Here is a 20023-nt window from a genome sequence, read left to right as displayed (position 1 = left end):
GACCAAGTCGGTCGGCTCTTCTTTATATACAGGGAGGTGCGTTCAGGTGAGAGTCAATGAAACAGACGCTGTTTCTAAAGTTAAGGGCTTAGACAACCTGGACCGGGGGGGAGCTTCCGGCGCAAACAAGAAATTAAAATCCTCAAATGAAGTTTTGGAAAACAAATTAGGTCAGGACCAGCTAGCTCCAGAAGAGCGCCGGGAAGATCTAAACCAGGACAAGGTAAAAAAAGCACTGGAGGAGTTTGAAGAACTAAATAAATTCATTGATAAGGGATTTGATTTCCATGTACATGAAAAAACTGATAAAATATGGGTAGAAGTTATAGACCGGGAGCAAGATGAAGTGATCAGAGAGATTCCCCCGGAAAAGATCCTGGATATAATAGCAGGACTTAAGGAGGTTGTTGGCCTCATTGTAGATGAAGAGGCCTGAGTCATAAGGAGGTGAGAGCTTGCGACTTGGAGGATTAGCAACAGGTTTTGATACAGAAAACCTGGTAAAACAGCTAGCAGAATTAGAAAGACAACCTATTCAGCGCCACGAACAGGATATCCAAGAGATAGAAGGAGTTAAAGACGCATGGCGAAATGTCAATAAACTGTTATCGGGAGTTAGTGATGAACTCTCTGGACTTCAGAGTGAAGATACCTTTCAAGGTATGGAAGCCAGCTCTACTAATGAAAATATTGAAGTTTCCGCTGACAATCAAGCAGTAGAAGCAGATTATGCATTTGAAATACAGCAAAAAGCCCAAAATCAAAGACTGGCTTCACTAGACACTATAAACAATGTGGAAAATGAAGATGGTCACAAAGGTACTCTGACCTTTGATTTTGGTGATGAAGAATTTGATATTAAAGTGGACGAATCAGACACCATTCAGGACATCGCTGATAAAATCAATAACAATGAGATAGAAAATAATGACGATAAAACCATTCCCATGGGTGCTACCGTCATAGCTGGTGAATACTTAGAGTTTAACATCGATGAAGGATATGAACTAGAAAATATTGAGGCAGACAATGAGGAAAAGGCAGACAATGATGGAGACAGTGACTTATTAGGCTGGCTGCAACTAGATGCTGATATAAAGAACGATGATGAAGAAAATAATGATGTTAATGAAGATGATAGAGAAGTACTGCAAGTGCAAGAAAGCCAAAATGCCAAAGTCATAGTAAACGGCATTCAAGGTATTGAATCTTCCACTAATGAAATAGAGATCGCCGATGGTGTGGAAGTAGATATTTCTGCAGCTACTGAGAGTGATATGGAGATTCAAGAAACCATTTCCATATCTCAAGATACCGAGACTCTTATCAATAATGTAGAAAGCTTTGAAGAAAACTACAACGAAGCTATCAGTGCAATTGAAGACAAAACTGATGTTACAGTACTTGAAGATGATACCCAAGAGGGTGAAGAAGAAGTTCAGTCCGGTGTTTTACAGGGAGATAGTACCCTTAACAATATTACCAATAATCTCAGAAGAGCTATTACAGATCCGGTAGATGTCAGTGATCAAGATATAGAAGTTGATGGTAATGAAGTAGATGAATTAGTTCCTGCACACTTCGGTATTGAAATTGGCGGTGACACTGTAGCTGGTGGCTCTTACAGCGGAGCTGATGCCAACGAGCTCACTATCGATTACGATAGATTAGAAGAACAGCTCCAGGAAAATCCCGAAGCAGTACAAGCTCTATTCGCCAATGACGGCGAAGGCGGCGGAGAAGGAATAGCCGTTCGCATGGAAGAGTACTTGGATGGCGTGGTTTACGACGGTGAACTGGACTCTACTGGACTTCGAAATCAAACCCAAGACCAGAATCAAAGTGTTATCGAGAACCGGCTTACCACCGAAGCCAATGAAATTGAACGCACTGAAAGCAGAATAGATACTATTGAAGACCGGGCGGAAATGCGTGAAGAACAACTTTGGTCACAATTCACAGCTATGGAAGAAGGAATACAAAGCGCTCAGGCTGAATCACAGTCTCTAATGCAGGCTATGGGAGGCGGTATGGGCGGAATGATGATGTAAGGTGCTCATACCACATAAATGCAACACTGAAAGGGGGTCTTATGCTTGTACGGGCAAAATCCTTATAACAACTACAAGGAAACTCAAATTAAGACGGCAAGCTCTGAAAAGCTTTTACTGATGCTTTTCGACGGGGGGCTTAAGTTCATGAAACAGGCCAAAGGTCACTTGGAAAATAAAGAATTGAAACAGGCCAATGAAAAACTAAAAAGAGCCCAATCCATAGTGGCTGAACTCATGAACTCTTTAGATACTAATCAGGGAGAGGTAGCTACTAATCTATGGAGACTATATGATTTCATGCTCAACGAACTCATCCAGGCCAATATCAAAAAGGATACCGAGAAAATCGATCAGGTGATGAAGATGATGAGAGAACTGCGCCAGACCTTTGATGAGGCCTCTAAGAGTGCGGGTTCCGGCAAAAATGTTAAGACTCAGGCAGGTGGCATAGTTGGAAAAGCTTAATGAATGGAAACAGTATTTAGAACAACATAGAAAACTTACTAAAAGGTTTTTGCATCTGACAGAGCGTCAGGAAAATCTATTGAACAAGGAAAAAATAGATGAGTGCCTAAATTTATTTGACAAGAAAAAACAGGTTATGGATGAAATTACAGAACTTCAAAAGACAATTGCCGGTTACAAAGAGCAATACGCCCACCTGGTAGAGGAGCCCCTGCTTTCTGAAATCAGGGAACTGCAGTCTTCTAGTCAGGAAAATATGGAGACAGCCATGAATAAAATTGAGAATTTAGAGCAGGAATTCAATAAGCGAAAGTTAAATATCGGTGAGGAGCTCAAACGCGTGAAACAAGACAAGCAAACAGTCAATACTTATTTTTCCAGTAAAAACAAAAGCAAAGGCGAAGGAGTCTTTTTCGACAAAAAGAGCTAATCAGGGCTGACCTCCCATTATAAATTTTGGGGGGTTAAGTTTTTGGCATTTCTAAGCTGATTAAATGTAGGAGGTAATAATTTTGTTAATAGGTATCTATCATGGTAAAAAATCTCCTTTTGATGTTCAAAGGTACGAAATATTATATACCTTAACTGCAAGGGCTAAAATGGAAGGCGATGAAATCATAATTTTTGATAATAGTGGTGTGGATTTGGAAAATGAAACAATTTGCGGTCATGTAAGGAAAGATGGTATCTGGATAAAAGAGAAAACTTTGTTTCCAGAAGTTATTATTAATGTCTCACCACCTTCTGCAAAAGATCGTACTGAGATTGAGAAATCGTTAAGGAAAAAGATTCCTTTCACTAAAAATTTAATACATGATAAACTCGGCTTCTATGTATTAATGAATAAAACAGGAAAATACACTAAATACTTAATACCCACCAAAAAAGTAGACAGTATAAAAACAATTGAAGAATTTATAAATAATTATCAAACAGTGATAATAAAACCCTCTAAAGGGAGACAGGGAAAAGGTGTCATATATATTGAAAAGAAAAAAGACCATTACTTACTTATAAAGGACCAAGGAAAAAAACACTTACACAAAAAAGAATTCATAAAATTTGCGAATAAATTAATAGCTAAAAAATACTTAGTTCAGAAGTATGTATATTGTAGAACAGAAGAAGGGTTCCCTTTTGACTTTAGAATTGTAACTCAACGAGATGGAAAAGGCAACTGGGTTTTGGCCACCTCTTATGCCAGAATAGGAAAGGATAGGAGTTTAGTGACAGCTAATATCAGTAGAGGTGGAATGGTTGCCAACTTCAAACATACACTAATTAAAGAATTGGGATTAAAAAAAGCTGATAAATATGAAGAATATATACAACAATTAGCTTTAAATATATCAAAACATGTAAACAAATTATATAAACATGAAATAGATGAACTGGGAGTTGATATTGCTGTAGATAATAATGAAAATATATGGTTATTTGAAGTTAATACAGGACCTAGTAATTCAACAATTCAATGGGAGACAACTCCGAATAAATTAGCTTATGCAAAGTATTTAGCATATCTGAATAGGATAAACAAATTAAAAAAAGTCGATAAAATTATTAGTAATATAGTGAAAGGTCTAGTACAAATAGAAGATGATTTAGAAAATGGGAATTTAGAAAAAGCTGTTAATTTAACTCCAAGTTTATTAAAAGGTTTTTCCAGTATAGACAGAACTATAATGTCCTTTACAACAGAACCTAATACAAATATATATGATAGTACAAATAAAATTAGAGAAGGATTCTCTAATTTAGTATATGCTTATGAGAACAGTAATTTAGCGAATGCAAAAGAAACTGTTGATTATCAACTAGTACCAAATTTTCAAGAACTAAGCTCTAAAATACAAGAAATTTTGAGAGAAAATGAACATTGTTAATCTTAAAGTAAGAGTTTTGGTTTTAATTTATATCCATGCGATTTTATAGAAGATACCGTTTATTATTTATTTAATTCAAATTAATTTAAAATTAAGAAGTTTGATTGACCATTCCAATTAACCAGGGAGATGATAATTATGAGGCTTGGCGGAATTAGCAGTGGGTTCGATACCCACGGGCTAGTAGAGCGTTTAATGGAAATTGAACGTCAACCCATCCAGCGGATGGAAAAGGAAATTGAACAATTGGAATCTACCAAGGAAGAATGGCGTGAGCTCAATAAAACACTTCAGTCCTTTATGGATGAACTGTCTTCTTTACAGGATAAGGATTTGTATTTTTCCATGGAGGCAGAATCAAGCCATGAGGATATCTCTGTCACAGCAGAACGAGATGTCATGGCCAGAACCTATGACCTGGAAGTGAGCCAAATCGCCAGGGCCCATAGGATTTCTTCCGGGCCCATAGAGTCAATCCAAGATCTAGATGATGTAGATGAACCCCTTGAACTTGAAGGAGACCTGGAGCTTTATCTGGGTGATGAAGAAGAACCCTACACCATCGAAATAGAATCCGAAGACAGCCTGGCAGATATCAGGGATAAAATCAATGACGGTGATCTAAAAGAAACCGGAGACGAAGAGTTGGATAACAGGGAACTACCCTTAGAAGCCCAGATCATTGGTGATCGGCTAGTTATAGAGGCAGAACAAACGGGAGAAAGTCACAGCATTACAAAGATCGGTGGTAGTGAAAATGTTTGGGGTCAGGATGGCCTGAATCTGTGGAATGCGGAAGAAGATTATTTCAGTAATGAAATTGACAAAGCCCAAGATGCCAAGTTCCAAATTAATGGATTGGATTTTGAAAATGAATCCAACACCATTGACCATATCATTGATGGTGTCACCATAGATATCGGTGCTATCTCAGCGGATCAGGAACTACCGGTCAGTTCCCTGATTTCCATTGAATTGGACGACAACAAGGCCGAAGAAGAGATTTCCGAATTTGTCGAGAGCTACAATGAAATCTTTAGTAAATTACAAGACAAAGGGCGCATTACTTTAGCAGATGATGAGATCGACAGAGGCCCCCTACAGGGAGATTCCCTTTTGAGAAATTTGACCAGAAACTTCCGTACAAGGGTGACAGATCCCATTAATGCAGAGGGGTTAGGACTCAAAAATGATCGCTTGGTTTTGAGTCAATTTGGTATTGAGATCGATCGCTACGGTGAAATGACCTTTGACAAGGATAGATTTAAAGAAGCACAGGATGAAAGCGTGAGCCAGGTGTACGAGGCCTTTGGTGGCGAACATGGCATTGGTGCCAGATTGCAAAATTATCTGGAAGGGCTTAGCTTTTCCGAAGGGGCCAGGGAAGCTGATATGAGAGAAACAGCCATTGGCAACAGAAAGCTGACCTTGGATAGACAGATAGATCGCAACGAGGACAGAATGGATCAGATGGAAAGGCGCCTGGAGAGCCGGGAAGATCACTTGTGGAGTCAGTTTTCCCGGATGGAACAAGCACTGAACAATGTCTACAGTGAAGGCAACTGGCTGCAGCACCAATATATGCACATGTCTTCTCGCTAACAAGGGATGGTACCTTGACTTGTGATAATTATTATCTTGTTAAGTAGTAAAAATTATGGTAAAATTAAGAAAAATTAACAATGATTACTATAATCAATTCTAATTTGTTATAGTGAAAGTATTTCTGACAAAAATTATTGTGGGAATTTTTTAATACAACTTTTTAAAAACAATTCTCTTTTAGAGTGATGGGTTCGAATATTCTCCAGCAGGAGGTGCTTCCTTGGCGGGAAAGGAAGATAAGTTTATGGGAGATGGTGGCTTTACTGGCAAAGATGAAAATTTGGATAGTAGGAATTATCAGGAGCTTTACTGGGTACACAAAAGCTATTATGAACAGCTCTTTAAGCATATGCCCGATGGTATTGCTCTGGTAGATCAAGACAATAAAGTGATAGATGTCAATCCAGTCTTTGAAAAAATTTTTGGTTATGATAAAGATGAAATTATTGGTGAAAATTTAGATTGTATGATTACCACACCAGAACTTTCTAAGGAAGCCGAAACCCTATCAAGTATGGCCCAAAAAGGCATGGTGGTTAACCGATCCAGTCAGAGGATAAGAAAGGACGGTAAACCAGTATTTGTGAAAATTACAGGTATGCCATTAGTTATCAATGATAAAATGGCAGGAGGTTTTGGAATTTATCAGGATATCACCGAGGAAAAGCTGGCCAAGGAACGTTTGGAATACTTAAATAATAGGGACAAGCTCACAGGTACTTATCACCGTCAGTATGTGGAGAATATGATCTATGAGCTAGAGAAAAACAATGTTCCCGTAAGTTTTATTTTAGGTGATATCAATGACTTGAAACTGGTAAATGAGGTCTTCGGTCACCTGGAAGGGAATAAGGTCTTGCAAAGGACTGTTAGGATCTTAAAATCCGTACTTCCTCATGACGCCATTATATCCAGGTGGAGTGGTGACGAGTTCTTAATAGTACTTACTGAAACGGGTGAATTAGAAGTTCAGCAGTGGCTCAAAAAACTTCGAGAGGCCTTTGAATGGGAAAATATAAATAAAAGGGACAAGTTTCCCGTGATTTTATCCTTTGGATATGCAACCCGGATTGGTGATGGTAGACCTGTTCGGGAAGTACTCAAAAAGGCCGATGACAGGATGCAGCGCCAGAAATCTTTGAGCAGTCGCAGATTGAAAGGTGCTTCTGTAGAATTTCTCAAGCGCATGATGCCTGAGAAATGTTCGGAAACTGTAGAACATACTACTAGAATGAAACATATAGCCAGGATGATGGGAGAGGCCCTATATCTTTCTGAAGCTGCCTTGGATGAGTTAGAACTAATTGCATCCTTACACGATATTGGTAAAATTGCCGTCCCGGAGAACATTTTATTGAAGGAAGGCCCCCTTGATGAAGAAGAATGGCATGAAATCAAGAAACATCCAGAAATCGGATGTCGAATTGCCCAGTCCATGGAAGAACTTCGGCCAGTAGCCGAAGGTATTTTGTACCATCACGAATGGATTAACGGCAGGGGTTATCCCACAGGCCTTCAAGGTAGGGAGATTCCCCTGGTGGCCCGGGTGATTTCCATTGTGGATGCCTATGAAGTCATGACCAGGGGTAGGCCCTATAAGGGTCCGGTAACGCCCCAAAATGCCAGGGAAGAGCTAAAAAATTCTGCCGGAACCCAGTTTGACCCGGATTTGGTAGAACTCTTTTCTGAAGAGATCTTTCCAAAAATAAAGGAAAAATTTTAAAACAATGGTTTGACATGCCCAATTAGTGATGGTATAATCTTACTTAAATACGGCATGCCGTAATTTTAGAACATTATTTTAGGAGGTATTTGGTTTAATGCAAGGTAAAGTTAAGTGGTTCAACGCAGACAGAGGTTATGGATTTATCGAGAGAGACGGTGGAGATGACGTTTTTGTACATTATAGTGCCATTCAAGAAGAAGGTTTCAAAACACTAGAAGATGGCCAAGATGTAGAATTTGAAATTGTTGAAGGACCTCGAGGTCCTCAAGCGGCTAATGTAGTTAAGCTATAAACCCACGGGGTTATGATATAGCATGGCCGAAGACAAGCTCCCGGAATTCCGGGAGCTTTTTCTATATACGGACAAAATATTATAATATATTATAATATTTTGTAGATAAATAAAATATCTTGTGATAAAAGTCTTTTTATTTGATTTTGCAGGATTTTTATTATTTTTGAGGAATATATATAATATAAGACCTGGAAGGAGAGTGATGTCTTTGAAACTGACAATTAGTGGTAAGAACATTGACGTTACAAACGCATTAAAAGAACACATTCAGAGAAGGTTTGCAAAGCTTGACAAGCACTTTGACGACACAGTGGAGGCCCAGGTCACCTTGAGTGTAATTAAAGACAACCACAATGTCGAGGCCACCATGTTTTTGAATGGAGGGATGCTTGTCCGGGGTGAACAAAGTACCGGAGATATGTACGCTTCTGTCGATCAAGTTATCGACAAGGTAGAGCGTCAGATCAAAAAGCATAAAACTAAAATTAACAGGAAGTTACGCCAGTCTGGTGGCAGCCTGCTGAAAGAGGGTGCCGAGTCAACAGAAGAAGGCAAGGATCCTGAAATTGTTAAAACCAAGCGTTTTGCCATTAAGCCCATGACACCTGAAGAAGCTGTACTACAAATGGAATTGATCGGCCACGACTTCTTCGTATTCAGAAATGCAGAAACTGAAGAAGTCAATGTAGTCTATAGACGTAAAGATGGAAATTACGGTCAGATAGAACCTGAAGTATAAACAAGTATTGACATAACTAAAGAGAGTAAATTTAAAGGGGGCCTTTTAGCCCCCTTCATTAATGTCTAAAAAAATATATCATTGTGAGCGGGTAAATTATGGCTGGACTGGGCTTTGGTTACACCATTAATGATAGATTTTTCCACGGACAGGGCGGCCAGTTCACCGATGAGAGTCAAATCAGAAGTTACACGACCGGAAGCCATGGTAAATAAAGCGTCACCATCCAGCATGGAATGAGCGGGTCTGGTAGTGCGGGAGATGCCGCTGTGGGCCATTTGGCTTACCTTGGTAGCAGCTGCTTTAGTTAGCTGGGCATTGGTCACAACGACTCCGATAGTGGTATTATTGCGAGAGAAGATACTTCTTTCACCATCATCGTTATCGTCATTGTAACCGCCGCTATCGCGTTCACTGTCACCGTGGCTATTACCTTGATCTTTACCATTGTCAGCACTATTACTGTTTTCCTTATCACTTTCACTGTCGTGGCCCAGGACTTCCCTGGCCCTTATAAACTGATAGGTACTGCTATCATAAGCTCCACCTATTATCTGACCGGTTTCCGGGTCTATAACTTCACCAAAGCAGTTAACTGCTACCAAACTAGCCACGATCAAATCTCCCGTTCTAAAGGCGGATACGCCGACCCCTGCTTTCATGGCATGGGCTTCACCGGCAAACTTGCCGATAGTGGCTCCCGTTCCACAGCCGTAATTACCTTCCTGGGGATTTGAGTTGGCGGCATTTTTTGCGGCCTGATAGCCCATATTGGCATCGGGACGAGTCCGGGGATCGCCGATTCCCAGGTCAAACAAAATTGCACCTGGGACTATGGGAACTTTGGCATAACCTGTGGGAACACCCACACCCGATTCTTCTAAGTACTTCATGATACCACCTGCTGCTTCTAATCCAAAGGCACTGCCTCCGGCAAGAAAAATGCCGTGAACTTCTTCCACCAGGTTAGTGGGGTCTAGTAGATCTGTTTCTCTAGTGCCCGGGGCGCTACCCCTGACATCTACCCCGGCCGTAACTCCCTGACCTTCTGTAGTGGTAATTACGGTTACACCCGTGGCTGCCTGAAAATCTTGGGCATGACCAAATTTAAAATCTGTCAGTTCCGTAATACTACAGCTCTTTATAGACAAATATATCAATCCTCCTTCAGTTTGAGATCAGTTGTAATCAGAATATAATTGAGTCGATACGTGGCCATGGGAATATCTGTCGCATCTGTGATGATTATGCAGCTAATGTGCGTTGAACATTAAGCCATAAGATGCATGTCTCAAGTGTAATCAAGTGTGATGCGCGTATTTAATAAAAATTAATTAGTGTTTGTTAATTTATTCTATCCCTACATGAGAAAAACCTTGATATTAACAAGGGATTTTAATTAGACGAGGTGGTGAATAGTATGGGAGTTTCAGCAGTCATCTTTCACAATTCGGGGAAAGTCCATCAGGATAATGAACTTTTGTCCCTAATGAATAGAGTGGAAAATGAGTTGTTTTTAGATTATCTAAAAAAGCTTCTACAAATACCTGAAATAGACAAGGTGTTTGCTGTTACCAGTGTTAAGGATCATAAGAAATTACGGGAAGATTTAGAAAAGCTGCAGAAGCTGCCACAGCAACAGCCGCAACACCCTAGGCAGCAGCAACACCCTAGGCAGCCGCAACAACCTGAGCCGCCGCAACATTCGAAGCAGCAACACTCGAAGCAGCTGCAACAATCAAAACAGCAGCAGTCACATCAGTCACAGTCACAGTCACAGTCACAGCAGGCTCAGTCACAGAGGGATCAAAGAGATCAATCAGCTCGGTCAGCGCAACACTGCCGGACAACACAACTAATTCAGTCAGCGCAACCCCAAACCCAACTCGAAATCATCAATTCCGAACAGGAAGGGAGCTTTCATCTAGGAAAAACCCTACAAAAGCTTGTAACTGACTACGAGCTCGACCGAGTTTTAGTTTCTGGCGGCACGGCCCTTCCCTTGATGGAAACCTGGGAGCTTGGACGCTACATCCGAGAACTGCAAGACCGGGATGATTTTATGATCACTAATAATCCCCAGTCCGGAGACCTGATTTTGTTTCATCCTGCCCGTCTTGTCAATGAGATTCCCCAATTTGCTTCAGACAACGAACTGTCAAATAATCTCAGATATCAGGCCGGCCTACCTCAAAAGCTTATGGATAAATCTACAGCTCCCCTCTTTGATATAGATACACCTGTAGATCTACTCTTGTATTATCAACTGACCGGAAAACCGAGTTGGCTCATGGAAGAATACGGTCACTTATTTGCCAGACTTCAAAACAAGCTCGAAGAAGTGTCTAGGATAGCGGCTACTGATTATCGGGAACTCATTCTGGCAGGCAGGGTATCTGGCAATATAATTTCATACATTAATGAACATCTGCGGGTGCGTCTGCGCATATTTTCCGAGGAGCGAGGCATGAAGGCCCTTAAGCGAATCCAGGAGAGAAAGGTCAGTTCTTTTATGGGAAATTTACTAGAAGACCTCGGTCCCCAGGGCCTATTTTCCTATCTGGAAAAAGTGGGAGAAGCCGCCCTTATAGATACCAGGGTTATGTTTTATCACATGAAAAGGGGGCTGCCTGATCAACAAGGTGCAGATTTGGACCGGTTTTATTCAGATCTGTTTTTATATGAGTATGTTCAGGATCCGGTCATCAAAGAGTTTACCAAATGTGGTTATCAGTCTTCAATGCCTTTGCTAATGGGAGGGCATTCTCTGGTGTCTGGTGGTATTTACGCTCTTACTAGCTTGATTTATAGATCATAAATTCTTTATTGCAATGCAAGGGTGTTACCTTTCGTTATTGATACTGTAAAATTTTCAATTGAACGGATTATGCGGGTTAGTCAATACATCTCAGTAAGCTTAACGAGTGAACAGGAGAATTAGAGTCAAACTTTCAAGCAGAAATAAGTAGTCACAAAAGTTTTAAAATGATAAAATTAATTTATTGCCTGTACATTTTATGATTGATTGCATAATTGGAGGTGTGACAATACAATGCCCATTGCATCTATTCACGAAAATATTCTTAAAGCCCTGGGGACCATTAGGAATCATCCTAAACTGTTGTACTTTGCCCTAGGATTGATGATTTTCTTTTATATATTGACCTTACCCTTACTGCTTAATCAAGGTAATTTTTATATTGATTATGCCGATATGGACTTTGGCTATATCATGGAACAGGTAATGCCTTATATGTTTCCTGGATCACCGCCTATCGGCTTGCCTCATTCAGGTGAAAATTATATCCCTGCTGATGCTACTCAAATAGGGTTGATCCCATTTTTGGTTGCTGGGGCTATAACCACATTTTTGGCACCGGCCTATCTTGGCTTGATCCGGACTGCTGTCAGAAAAGATCAGGGCCTTTGTGAAGATAAACTTGAACTGGATACTTTTTTGAGTTACGGTGGCAGGTACTTTCTCAAGTTTCTCTTTGTGTTTTTGATTTTAGGTGCAGTATTTTTGGCTGCCGGATTGGTCTTTGGTACAGCCGGTTATATTTTGGGCTTAATATTTGGAAGGACTGCTTTGATTTCTAGTCTTGTATTAAATGTAGTTTTGATTTTAATATCTTTTAATTTTATCTTTGTAGAATTTGAAATTTTAGAACACGAACGGGAAGAATCGATAATAGAAGTGATTTTATCTGCTCTTAGCTATATAGGAAACGTAAAAAATCAACTAATCTGGTATGTCTGTACTTTCTTTCTCATAGGGCTTGTAACCATGGGAATTAACTTGACAATAGATTCTCTACCGGTAATTTCATATATAGTGATACCTCTAATCAGCACTGGAGTGTTGACTGTACTATTACTCACTTTATATCATTATTATCGCGATATAGCTGACGCATCCCAAGAACCCGATGAATAAAATCAAGAGTTAAAGATATTGTAAACTCCTTGGAAATTCCCCAGGACTAGCTTGTAATCCTTACTATTAAGTGATAAAATTGTCCATGAGCTTAAGGAGGGATGTTAATTGGTAAAGAATTTAATATATAAGATTATTGGAGATCCCAATGACAGGGAATTAAAAAAATTGCAAAAATATGTAGACAGGGTAAACGAACTAGAGCCTGAAATCCAGGCTCTTTCAGATAATGAACTAAAAAATAAGACTCCAGAATTCAAAAATCGCCTTGAACAGGGGGAGACCTTGGAGGACTTGTTACCCGAGGCCTTTGCCGTGGTAAGAGAGGCCAGTAACAGAGTCCTGGGAATGCGCCATTTCGATGTTCAGGTTTTGGGTGGAGTTGTTCTACACCAGGGAAGGATTGCCGAAATGAAAACCGGTGAAGGTAAAACCCTGGTTGCCACAATGCCTGCCTATTTAAATGCCTTAACGGGCAAAGGTGTGCATATCATTACTGTTAACGATTACCTGGCCCAGCGTGACAGTGAATGGATGGGTGAGGTATATAACTTTTTGGGACTAGAAGTAGGTTTAATTGTCCACGGTATGAATTCCCAGGAGCGCAGGGAATCTTATGCCTGTGATATCGTCTTTGGGACAAACAATGAATTCGGTTTCGATTACTTAAGGGACAATATGGCTCTTTACGAAAAGGATTTGACCCAGAGAGAGCTAAACTTTGCCATTATTGACGAGGTAGACAGTATCCTGGTGGATGAAGCCAGAACTCCATTGATCATTTCCGGAGCTTCCGACAAACCCAAGGAACTGTATTACAAAATGGCCAAGTTTGTACCAATTCTCAAGCAAGATGAAGATTATACAGTAGATGAAAAGGCCAATAGCGTCATGCTCACTGAAGATGGCGTTGATAAGGCGGAACGCTTTTTAGGTGTGGATAATCTATATGATGATACCAACCTAGAGCTGTCTCACCACTTGAACCAGGCCCTAAAGGCCCACGCCTTGATGAAAAGGGATAATGACTATGTGGTGGAAAACGGCCAGGTGGTCATAGTAGACCAGTTCACAGGCCGAAAAATGCCAGGTAGACGATACAGTGACGGCCTTCACCAGGCCATTGAGGCCAAGGAAGGTGTGCAGATAGAAAAGGAAAACCAGACACTTGCCAGTATTACTTTCCAGAACTTCTTTAAGCTGTACAACAAGCTCTCGGGTATGACCGGAACAGCTGCTACTGAAGAAGAGGAATTCCAGGAAATATACGGTATGGATGTGGTGATTGTTCCCACCAATGAACCCATGATCAGAGAAGACCTACCTGACCGAGTTTACAAGACGGAAGAGGCCAAGTTCCAAGCTGTGGCCGACGATATAGAAGAATGTTACAACCGAGGTCAGCCGGTACTAGTGGGTACAGTGTCCATTGAAAAGTCCGAGGAACTTTCCCATATGTTGAAAAAACGCGGAGTTTCTCATCAAGTTCTGAATGCCAAGCATCACGAAAAAGAGGCGGAAATTATCAAAAATGCCGGCCAAAAGGGCACTGTAACCATTGCCACTAACATGGCTGGTAGGGGTACCGATATTGTCCTAGGACCCGGTGTAAAAGAGCTGGGCGGCCTTTATGTCATCGGTACCGAACGTCACGAAAGTAGAAGGATTGATAATCAGCTGCGAGGTCGTTCCGGAAGACAGGGTGATCCCGGTGCCAGTAGATTTTACGTCTCTTTAGAAGACGATTTGATGCGATTATTTGGTTCAGACAATATTTATTCTATGATGGATAAGCTGGGTATGGAAGAAGATCAGGCCATTGACTCTTCCTTTGTCTCCAGTGCCATTGAAAATGCTCAGAAGAAGGTAGAAGGTAGAAACTTCAGTATCCGAAAACATGTCTTGGAATACGATAATGTTATGGATCAGCAGCGTAAGGTAATCTATGAACAAAGAAGACAGGTCTTGCAAGGTGATAACCTGCGGGACGAAATCATGGATATGATCTCAGATGTAATTGAGGAAGCCATTGAAAGTTACGCTTCCGAGAAGATATATCCCGAGGAATGGGATTTAGATGCCTTGATGCAATTCGGGCGAAAGAGCTTCTTGCTTCCTGAAAAGGGCAGTGTCCAGGAACTTAAAGAACTTACAAATGATAAAGAACCCAAAGAAGCCATTGATGCCATGCGCGAATATCTTATGGATCTGGCCAAGGAAGCTTATCAGGAAAAAGAAGATGAAATTGGCGAAGAGCGCATGCGCGAGGTAGAACGGGTTATCCTGCTGCGAGTTGTGGATTCCAAGTGGATGGATCACTTGGATGCCATGGAACAGCTTCGACAGGGTATTGGCCTGCGGGCATACGGTCAGAAGAACCCGCTGGTTGAGTATAAGTACGAAGGTTATCAGATGTTCCAGAATATGATTGCCTCTATTAAAGAAGAAGTTACTCGATTAATTCTCAGAGTAAAGATCAACGAACAAGAGGCACCTAAGCGTCAATCAGTTGCCAATGTGAGTGGCCAACAAGGCGGTGGAGGCGCTACTAGAAGTTCCTTCCAGGACCACGGAAATCCAGCTGGTTCTGCAGGTGGTGGAGCAAAAACGGCCTCAGGTGGAGGCTCAGAAGGAACAGCTAGTGGTAATGAATCTCAAGAACAGCCCAAGAAAACTCCCATTCGCCGGGGTAAAAAGATCGGCCGAAATGAGCCGTGCCCCTGCGGAAGTGGTAAAAAATACAAGAAATGCTGTGGCAAACCGGCTTAAGTTCTAAGTTCTAATTCAATGCTGTCTGGTCCGATATTGACTCGGGCCTTGCAGCATGTTTTATTTAATTGCCTAATCGCCTGGTTTGACCTTGCCCTTGGTGAATCATGCGGGTTTGACAGTACATCTTAACGAGTACGAGTGAACTGGAGAATTAGAGCCATAGGAGAATTAGAGCCATTTTTAAATGAAATTGAAATTTTACAATTAACAACATTGTAAAAATAACATAAATCAGTTAGGAGTGATTTTGTGCAAGACAAAAACAGTGACAAAAGAATTCAAAACATGGGTGAATTAAAGACCAGATTTCAAGAGCTAACTGAACAATTAAACGAAATGAGGGCTTCACTTTGACCCGGATGGGATGGAGAAGCGCTTAAAAGAACTTGAAAAGCAAATGACTGAACCCGGCTTTTGGGATGATCAAGACCGGGCCAAAAAGGTGACCCAGGAACGACAGGAACTTAAAGAACATTTAGATGAGATAAAGGAACTGGATGAACTCAAGGATGAAGTTTCTGTCATGATTGAGTTGTCTGAAGAAGACGAAACAGATGGAACTAATATGAAAGAAATAAAACAGGCCTTGTTTCAATTTGAAGAACAGTTATCAGAGATCAGGCTAAAAAATATGCTGAAAGACCGCTATGATGAAAATAATGCTATCATTAGCTTACATGCCGGTGCCGGTGGGACTGAAAGCCAGGATTGGGTGGAAATGTTGCACAGAATGTACATCCGCTGGATGGAGCACCGGGGCTTTAATTACGAGACCCTGGACTTTTTACCGGGAGATGAAGCCGGTGTAAAATCAGTAACCATGATGGTGAAAGGAAAGTATGCCTTTGGTTACTTAAAATCAGAAGCCGGAGTACACAGATTGGTTAGGGTGTCACCCTTTGATTCTTCCGGTAGAAGACATACTTCTTTCGCATCGATGGATGTGGTACCGGAAATTGATGATGATATAGAAATTGACATCAAGGATGATGACCTAAAGATTGACACATACCGGGCCAGCGGAGCCGGAGGACAGCATGTTAATACCACGGATTCCGCCGTTCGGATCACCCACCATCCTACAGGAATTGTGGTTCAATGTCAGAATGAAAGGTCTCAGCATAAAAACCGGGAAGTTGCCATGAAGATTTTGAAGGCAAAGCTGGCAGCCATTGAAGAGGAAAAACGCCGACAGGAACAAGAAGCCATGCGGGGGGATAAAAAAGAGATCGCCTGGGGTAGCCAGATTAGATCTTATGTTTTTCACCCCTATACCATGGTAAAAGATCATAGAACCAACCTGGAAGAAGGCAATGCCGATGCCGTCCTGGATGGAAAGTTGGATCATTTTATCCAGGAATATCTGAAGCAAAGAATGAATGACAGGATGTCCCAGTAACCGATAACGAGCTCGACACAAAACAAGCCTTCACATCAGGAAAGGAGGAGTAGCTATGAAAAAGATAGTTTTTAAAGAAAGTCACAAAAAGAAGTTAAAGGAACTTATCCTGGATTTTATCGGGATAGCCATCGGGTGTGCCATTGCAGCAGCGGGTATGAATGCCTTTTTAATCCCCAATCAATTGGCTGCCGGTGGTGTTAGTGGTTTGGGAATTGTCCTGTTATATGTACTGGGAATTCCCGTAGGTTTAACTGTACTGGCCTTTAATATTCCTCTGTTAATTGCAGAGGGTAAAATAATGGGGGTCAAATATACGGTCAGGACCATTTTTGGTGCAATAATGTTTTCAGTATTAATTGAAGCTTTCACCTTCGTTCCTGATGTGACAGGCGATATATTCTTGTCGGCCATTTACGGTGGTCTTACAGTTGGACTGGGACTCGGAATAGTTTTCCGGAACCGGGGAACTACCGGTGGAACGGCCTTGGCTGCCCAGTTATTACAAAAGTTTACCGGTCTGACCATGGGTCAGGGTATAGTCGGCTTTGATATGGTAATCATCGCGACTTCAGCCATTTTCTTTGGTGCCGAAATAGCCCTGTACGCCTTAGTCAGTTTATTTGTTTCCAGTAAAGTTATCGATATGGTAGAGCAAGGTTTTGGACAGGAAAAAGCCGCATTTATCATTTCCAATAAATCAAAGGAAATTTCTGAGGAAATTTTACATCAGTTGGGCCGCGGTGTCACCAATATTACAGCCAAGGGTGGCTATACCGGTGAGGACCGGGAAGTATTGTTCGCCGTTGTGAGTAGAACTGAAATTTCCAAGATGAAATATCTGGTTTATTCCCAGGATGAAAACGCATTTTTAATTGTCACAAATGCTAGCGAAGTTATGGGAGAAGGGTTTAAAGCGGTGGATCCCGAAGAATTATAAGAACTGTAAGCATTTAATTTTCTTTTTGCAGGAATCGAGAATAAATCTAACTAAATAAAGAAAAATTAGGCATTAGTGCCAACATCGACACCATGGAGGTGAAAGAAATATGGCCATCACGGCTAAAGAAAAAAGTTATCTCAGTGAAATGGCGTATAAAATCAGGGTAGAAACTTTAAAGATGCTTAATAAAGCAGAATCAGGCCATCCGGGCGGTTCCCTGTCCATGGCTGATATATTATCTTCCCTTTATTTTAAGCATATGAATATAGACCCTGAAAACGGAGAAGATCCCGATAGAGACAGATTGGTACTGAGTAAGGGCCATGGAGTGCCCGGCCTTTATTCTGTATTGGCTTTAAAGGGTTTCTTTCCCTTAGATGAATTACAAACCTTGAGAGACATTAATTCCAGGCTGCAAGGTCATCCCGATAGAAAAGGTACACCGGGTATCGAGATGACAACTGGATCTTTGGGTCAAGGCCTGTCAGCAGCTAATGGTATGGCCCTGGCTGCCAAGATGGACGGTCGAGACTACAATGTTTACTGCATTTTGGGTGATGGTGAGATCCAGGAAGGTCAAATTTGGGAAGCGGCCATGACAGCTTCTCATTACAAGATCGATAATTTGATTGGCATTTTGGATTACAATGGCCTGCAAATCGACGGTAAAGTTGAAGACATTATGGATCCTGGCCCGGTTTCCGATAAATGGCGAGCCTTTGGCTGGTATGTTATTGAGACCGATGGTCATGATCTGGAAAAGTTTAATGCAGCTATCGAAGAAGCCAAGGGAGTTAAAGATCAACCTGTAATGATCGTGGCAGATACTGTTAAAGGCAAAGGAGTTTCATACATGGAAAATGTAGTTGACTGGCACGGTAAGGCGCCAGGAGACGAGGAACTAGAGCAGGCATTAGAAGAACTTGAACAAGGCCTAGCAGGCACAAGGGGGGAAGAGTAATGGCAAATATCGGCGAAAAAATACCTACCAGAAAGGCCTATGGTGAGACGCTAATCGAACTAGGTCAAGAGCGTTCAGATATAGTGGTTTTAGATGCCGACCTGTCTAAATCAACTAAGACTGCAGGTTTTCAAAAGGAATTCCCAGAGCGATTTTTCAATGTGGGAATTTCGGAAGCTGATCTCATGGGGACTGCAGCTGGTTTTGCTACTACAGGTAAAACGGTGTTTGCTAGTACCTTTGCTATATTTGCTACTGGTAGAGCTTATGATCAGGTGCGAAACTCCATCTGTTATCCCAAATTAAATGTAAAAATTGCCGCCACCCATTGTGGCTTAACTGTAGGAGAAGACGGGGCTTCCCATCAAATGCTAGAAGATATGGCCTTGATGCGAGCTCTTCCCAATATGAAAGTCATGGTGCCTGCTGATGCTACTTCTGCCAGAGCTTTGGTGAAAGAAGCGGCCAGCTTTAAAGGCCCTTGTTATATCAGATTGGGAAGACCGGGAGTACCTGTGATTTACGAAGAAGGAGAACAGTTTACCATTGGCCAAGGAAAGCTGTTGAAAAAGGGTGAAGATGTCACTATAGTTGCCTGTGGTCACATGGTAGAACGAGCTAATAAAGCTGCTGAGGAACTGAAAGAACAGGGGATTTCGGCAGAGGTTCTGGATATGTACTCTGTCAAGCCAATTGATAAACAGTTGATCATTGATAGTGCCAAGAAAACAGGAGCCGTAGTAACTGCTGAAGAACATAATATGTTTGGTGGCCTGGGTGAGGCCGTGGCATCTGTCTTAACTGAAAAGTGTCCTGTTCCCCTGCGAAAAGTAGCTGTGAACGATACCTTTGGTGAAAGCGGAAAAGCCGAAGATCTAATGGATAAATACGGATTGACTTCTCAAGATATTGTGGAACAGTCCAAAAACGTGATTAAATTTAAGCAAAGCTAAGTTAATAGGTTTTTAGATACTGATCGGCTTGATCATTGCTCATTGATTAGTTTCTAATCGCCTGGCCTGTTCAACCTGATCAATCTAATCATCCTAATCTTACTATCAGCCTAATCTTACTAGAGGGTGTTGGAAATGAATTTAAAGCTTGTCAGCAATATTGTCTTTTGGGTATCAGTTGTGATAGTGGCGATATCCTTGGGGCGATTATATTTACTAAATAGAAGCTTACCACCAGGTGTTTGACCGGCTACCCCTCCTGGGGTCAGTGCCATGTTATGGCTCGGA

At 41.4% G+C, this 20023-nt stretch carries 17 protein-coding genes; 16 read left to right on the top strand and 1 reads right to left on the bottom strand.

The features are described from left to right. The first annotated feature begins 46 nt into the window (after positions 1-46). From NTHER_RS11330 to hpf, 9 genes are all read left to right on the top strand, one after another. The gene (locus NTHER_RS11330) at positions 47-436 is read left to right on the top strand and encodes a flagellar protein FlaG (protein WP_012448648.1); all 390 of its coding nucleotides are present in this window, start codon (positions 47-49) and stop codon (positions 434-436) included. Positions 437-455: 19 nt separating this feature from the next. After that, positions 456-2051 carry a flagellar filament capping protein FliD gene (fliD, locus tag NTHER_RS11325; protein ID WP_012448647.1) on the top strand — a complete coding sequence of 532 codons (1596 nt, stop codon included), beginning with the start codon at positions 456-458 and terminating at the stop codon, positions 2049-2051. A 45-nt stretch (positions 2052-2096) separates the two neighbouring features. Further along, on the top strand, positions 2097-2519 hold the full coding sequence (fliS, locus tag NTHER_RS11320) for a flagellar export chaperone FliS (protein WP_012448646.1): 423 nt from the start codon (positions 2097-2099) through the stop codon (positions 2517-2519). Beyond that, entirely contained in the window at positions 2506-2949 is a 444-nt protein-coding gene (locus NTHER_RS11315; RefSeq protein ID WP_012448645.1) for a hypothetical protein, read from the top strand. The genes fliS and NTHER_RS11315 overlap by 14 nt, the downstream gene beginning before the upstream one ends. Positions 2950-3031: 82 nt before the next feature. Next, complete coding sequence (locus NTHER_RS11310) at positions 3032-4405, top strand: YheC/YheD family protein (RefSeq protein WP_012448644.1); 1374 nt, start codon at positions 3032-3034, stop codon at positions 4403-4405. Between the two features lie 138 nt (positions 4406-4543). Beyond that, complete coding sequence (gene fliD, locus NTHER_RS11305; RefSeq protein WP_012448643.1) at positions 4544-6007, top strand: flagellar filament capping protein FliD; 1464 nt, start codon at positions 4544-4546, stop codon at positions 6005-6007. A 223-nt stretch (positions 6008-6230) separates the two neighbouring features. Then, positions 6231-7733 carry a sensor domain-containing diguanylate cyclase/phosphohydrolase gene (locus NTHER_RS11300; protein WP_012448642.1) on the top strand — a complete coding sequence of 501 codons (1503 nt, stop codon included), beginning with the start codon at positions 6231-6233 and terminating at the stop codon, positions 7731-7733. A gap of 97 nt (positions 7734-7830) precedes the next feature. Then, the gene (locus NTHER_RS11295; RefSeq protein ID WP_012448641.1) at positions 7831-8028 is read left to right on the top strand and encodes a cold shock domain-containing protein; all 198 of its coding nucleotides are present in this window, start codon (positions 7831-7833) and stop codon (positions 8026-8028) included. A gap of 211 nt (positions 8029-8239) precedes the next feature. Beyond that, positions 8240-8770, top strand: coding sequence for a ribosome hibernation-promoting factor, HPF/YfiA family (gene hpf, locus NTHER_RS11290; protein WP_041367118.1), 531 nt, complete (start codon positions 8240-8242; stop codon positions 8768-8770). Between the two features lie 65 nt (positions 8771-8835). On the opposite strand, the gene NTHER_RS11285 is transcribed toward hpf, so the two are convergent. After that, on the bottom strand, positions 8836-9921 hold the full coding sequence (locus NTHER_RS11285) for a P1 family peptidase (RefSeq protein WP_012448639.1): 1086 nt from the start codon (positions 9919-9921) through the stop codon (positions 8836-8838). 269 nt (positions 9922-10190) lie between these two features. Here NTHER_RS11285 and NTHER_RS15965 point away from each other — a divergent pair, with 269 nt between their 5' ends. The 7 genes from NTHER_RS15965 to NTHER_RS11250 all read left to right on the top strand — a co-directional run bounded on the left by NTHER_RS15965 (position 10191) and on the right by NTHER_RS11250 (position 19735). Continuing rightward, positions 10191-11588: a hypothetical protein gene (locus tag NTHER_RS15965; RefSeq protein ID WP_012448638.1), complete on the top strand. Its 1398-nt coding sequence runs from the start codon at positions 10191-10193 to the stop codon at positions 11586-11588. Between the two features lie 234 nt (positions 11589-11822). After that, positions 11823-12707, top strand: coding sequence for a hypothetical protein (locus NTHER_RS11275; protein ID WP_012448637.1), 885 nt, complete (start codon positions 11823-11825; stop codon positions 12705-12707). A 108-nt stretch (positions 12708-12815) separates the two neighbouring features. Next, the gene (gene secA, locus NTHER_RS11270; protein WP_012448636.1) at positions 12816-15476 is read left to right on the top strand and encodes a preprotein translocase subunit SecA; all 2661 of its coding nucleotides are present in this window, start codon (positions 12816-12818) and stop codon (positions 15474-15476) included. Between the two features lie 288 nt (positions 15477-15764). Then, positions 15765-16878, top strand: a protein-coding gene (prfB, locus tag NTHER_RS11265) for a peptide chain release factor 2 (RefSeq protein ID WP_148206931.1) whose coding sequence is annotated in 2 segments (ribosomal slippage) — positions 15765-15830 and positions 15832-16878 — 1113 coding nt in all. Because the reading frame shifts where the segments join, the coding sequence is not laid out codon by codon here. 55 nt (positions 16879-16933) lie between these two features. Continuing rightward, positions 16934-17818, top strand: coding sequence for a YitT family protein (locus tag NTHER_RS11260; protein ID WP_012448633.1), 885 nt, complete (start codon positions 16934-16936; stop codon positions 17816-17818). Positions 17819-17927: 109 nt separating this feature from the next. After that, a complete protein-coding gene (locus NTHER_RS11255; RefSeq protein WP_012448632.1) occupies positions 17928-18782 on the top strand; it encodes a transketolase in 855 nt (284 codons plus the stop codon). Continuing rightward, positions 18782-19735: a transketolase family protein gene (locus NTHER_RS11250; protein ID WP_012448631.1), complete on the top strand. Its 954-nt coding sequence runs from the start codon at positions 18782-18784 to the stop codon at positions 19733-19735. Before NTHER_RS11255 ends, NTHER_RS11250 begins: the two co-directional genes overlap by 1 nt. Positions 19736-20023 lie beyond the last annotated feature (288 nt).

This window comes from Natranaerobius thermophilus JW/NM-WN-LF (genome assembly GCF_000020005.1).
Classification (GTDB): domain Bacteria; phylum Bacillota; class Natranaerobiia; order Natranaerobiales; family Natranaerobiaceae; genus Natranaerobius; species Natranaerobius thermophilus.
The sequence above is the reverse complement of the archived record's forward strand: the minus strand, read 5'-3'. Positions and strand labels throughout refer to the sequence as shown.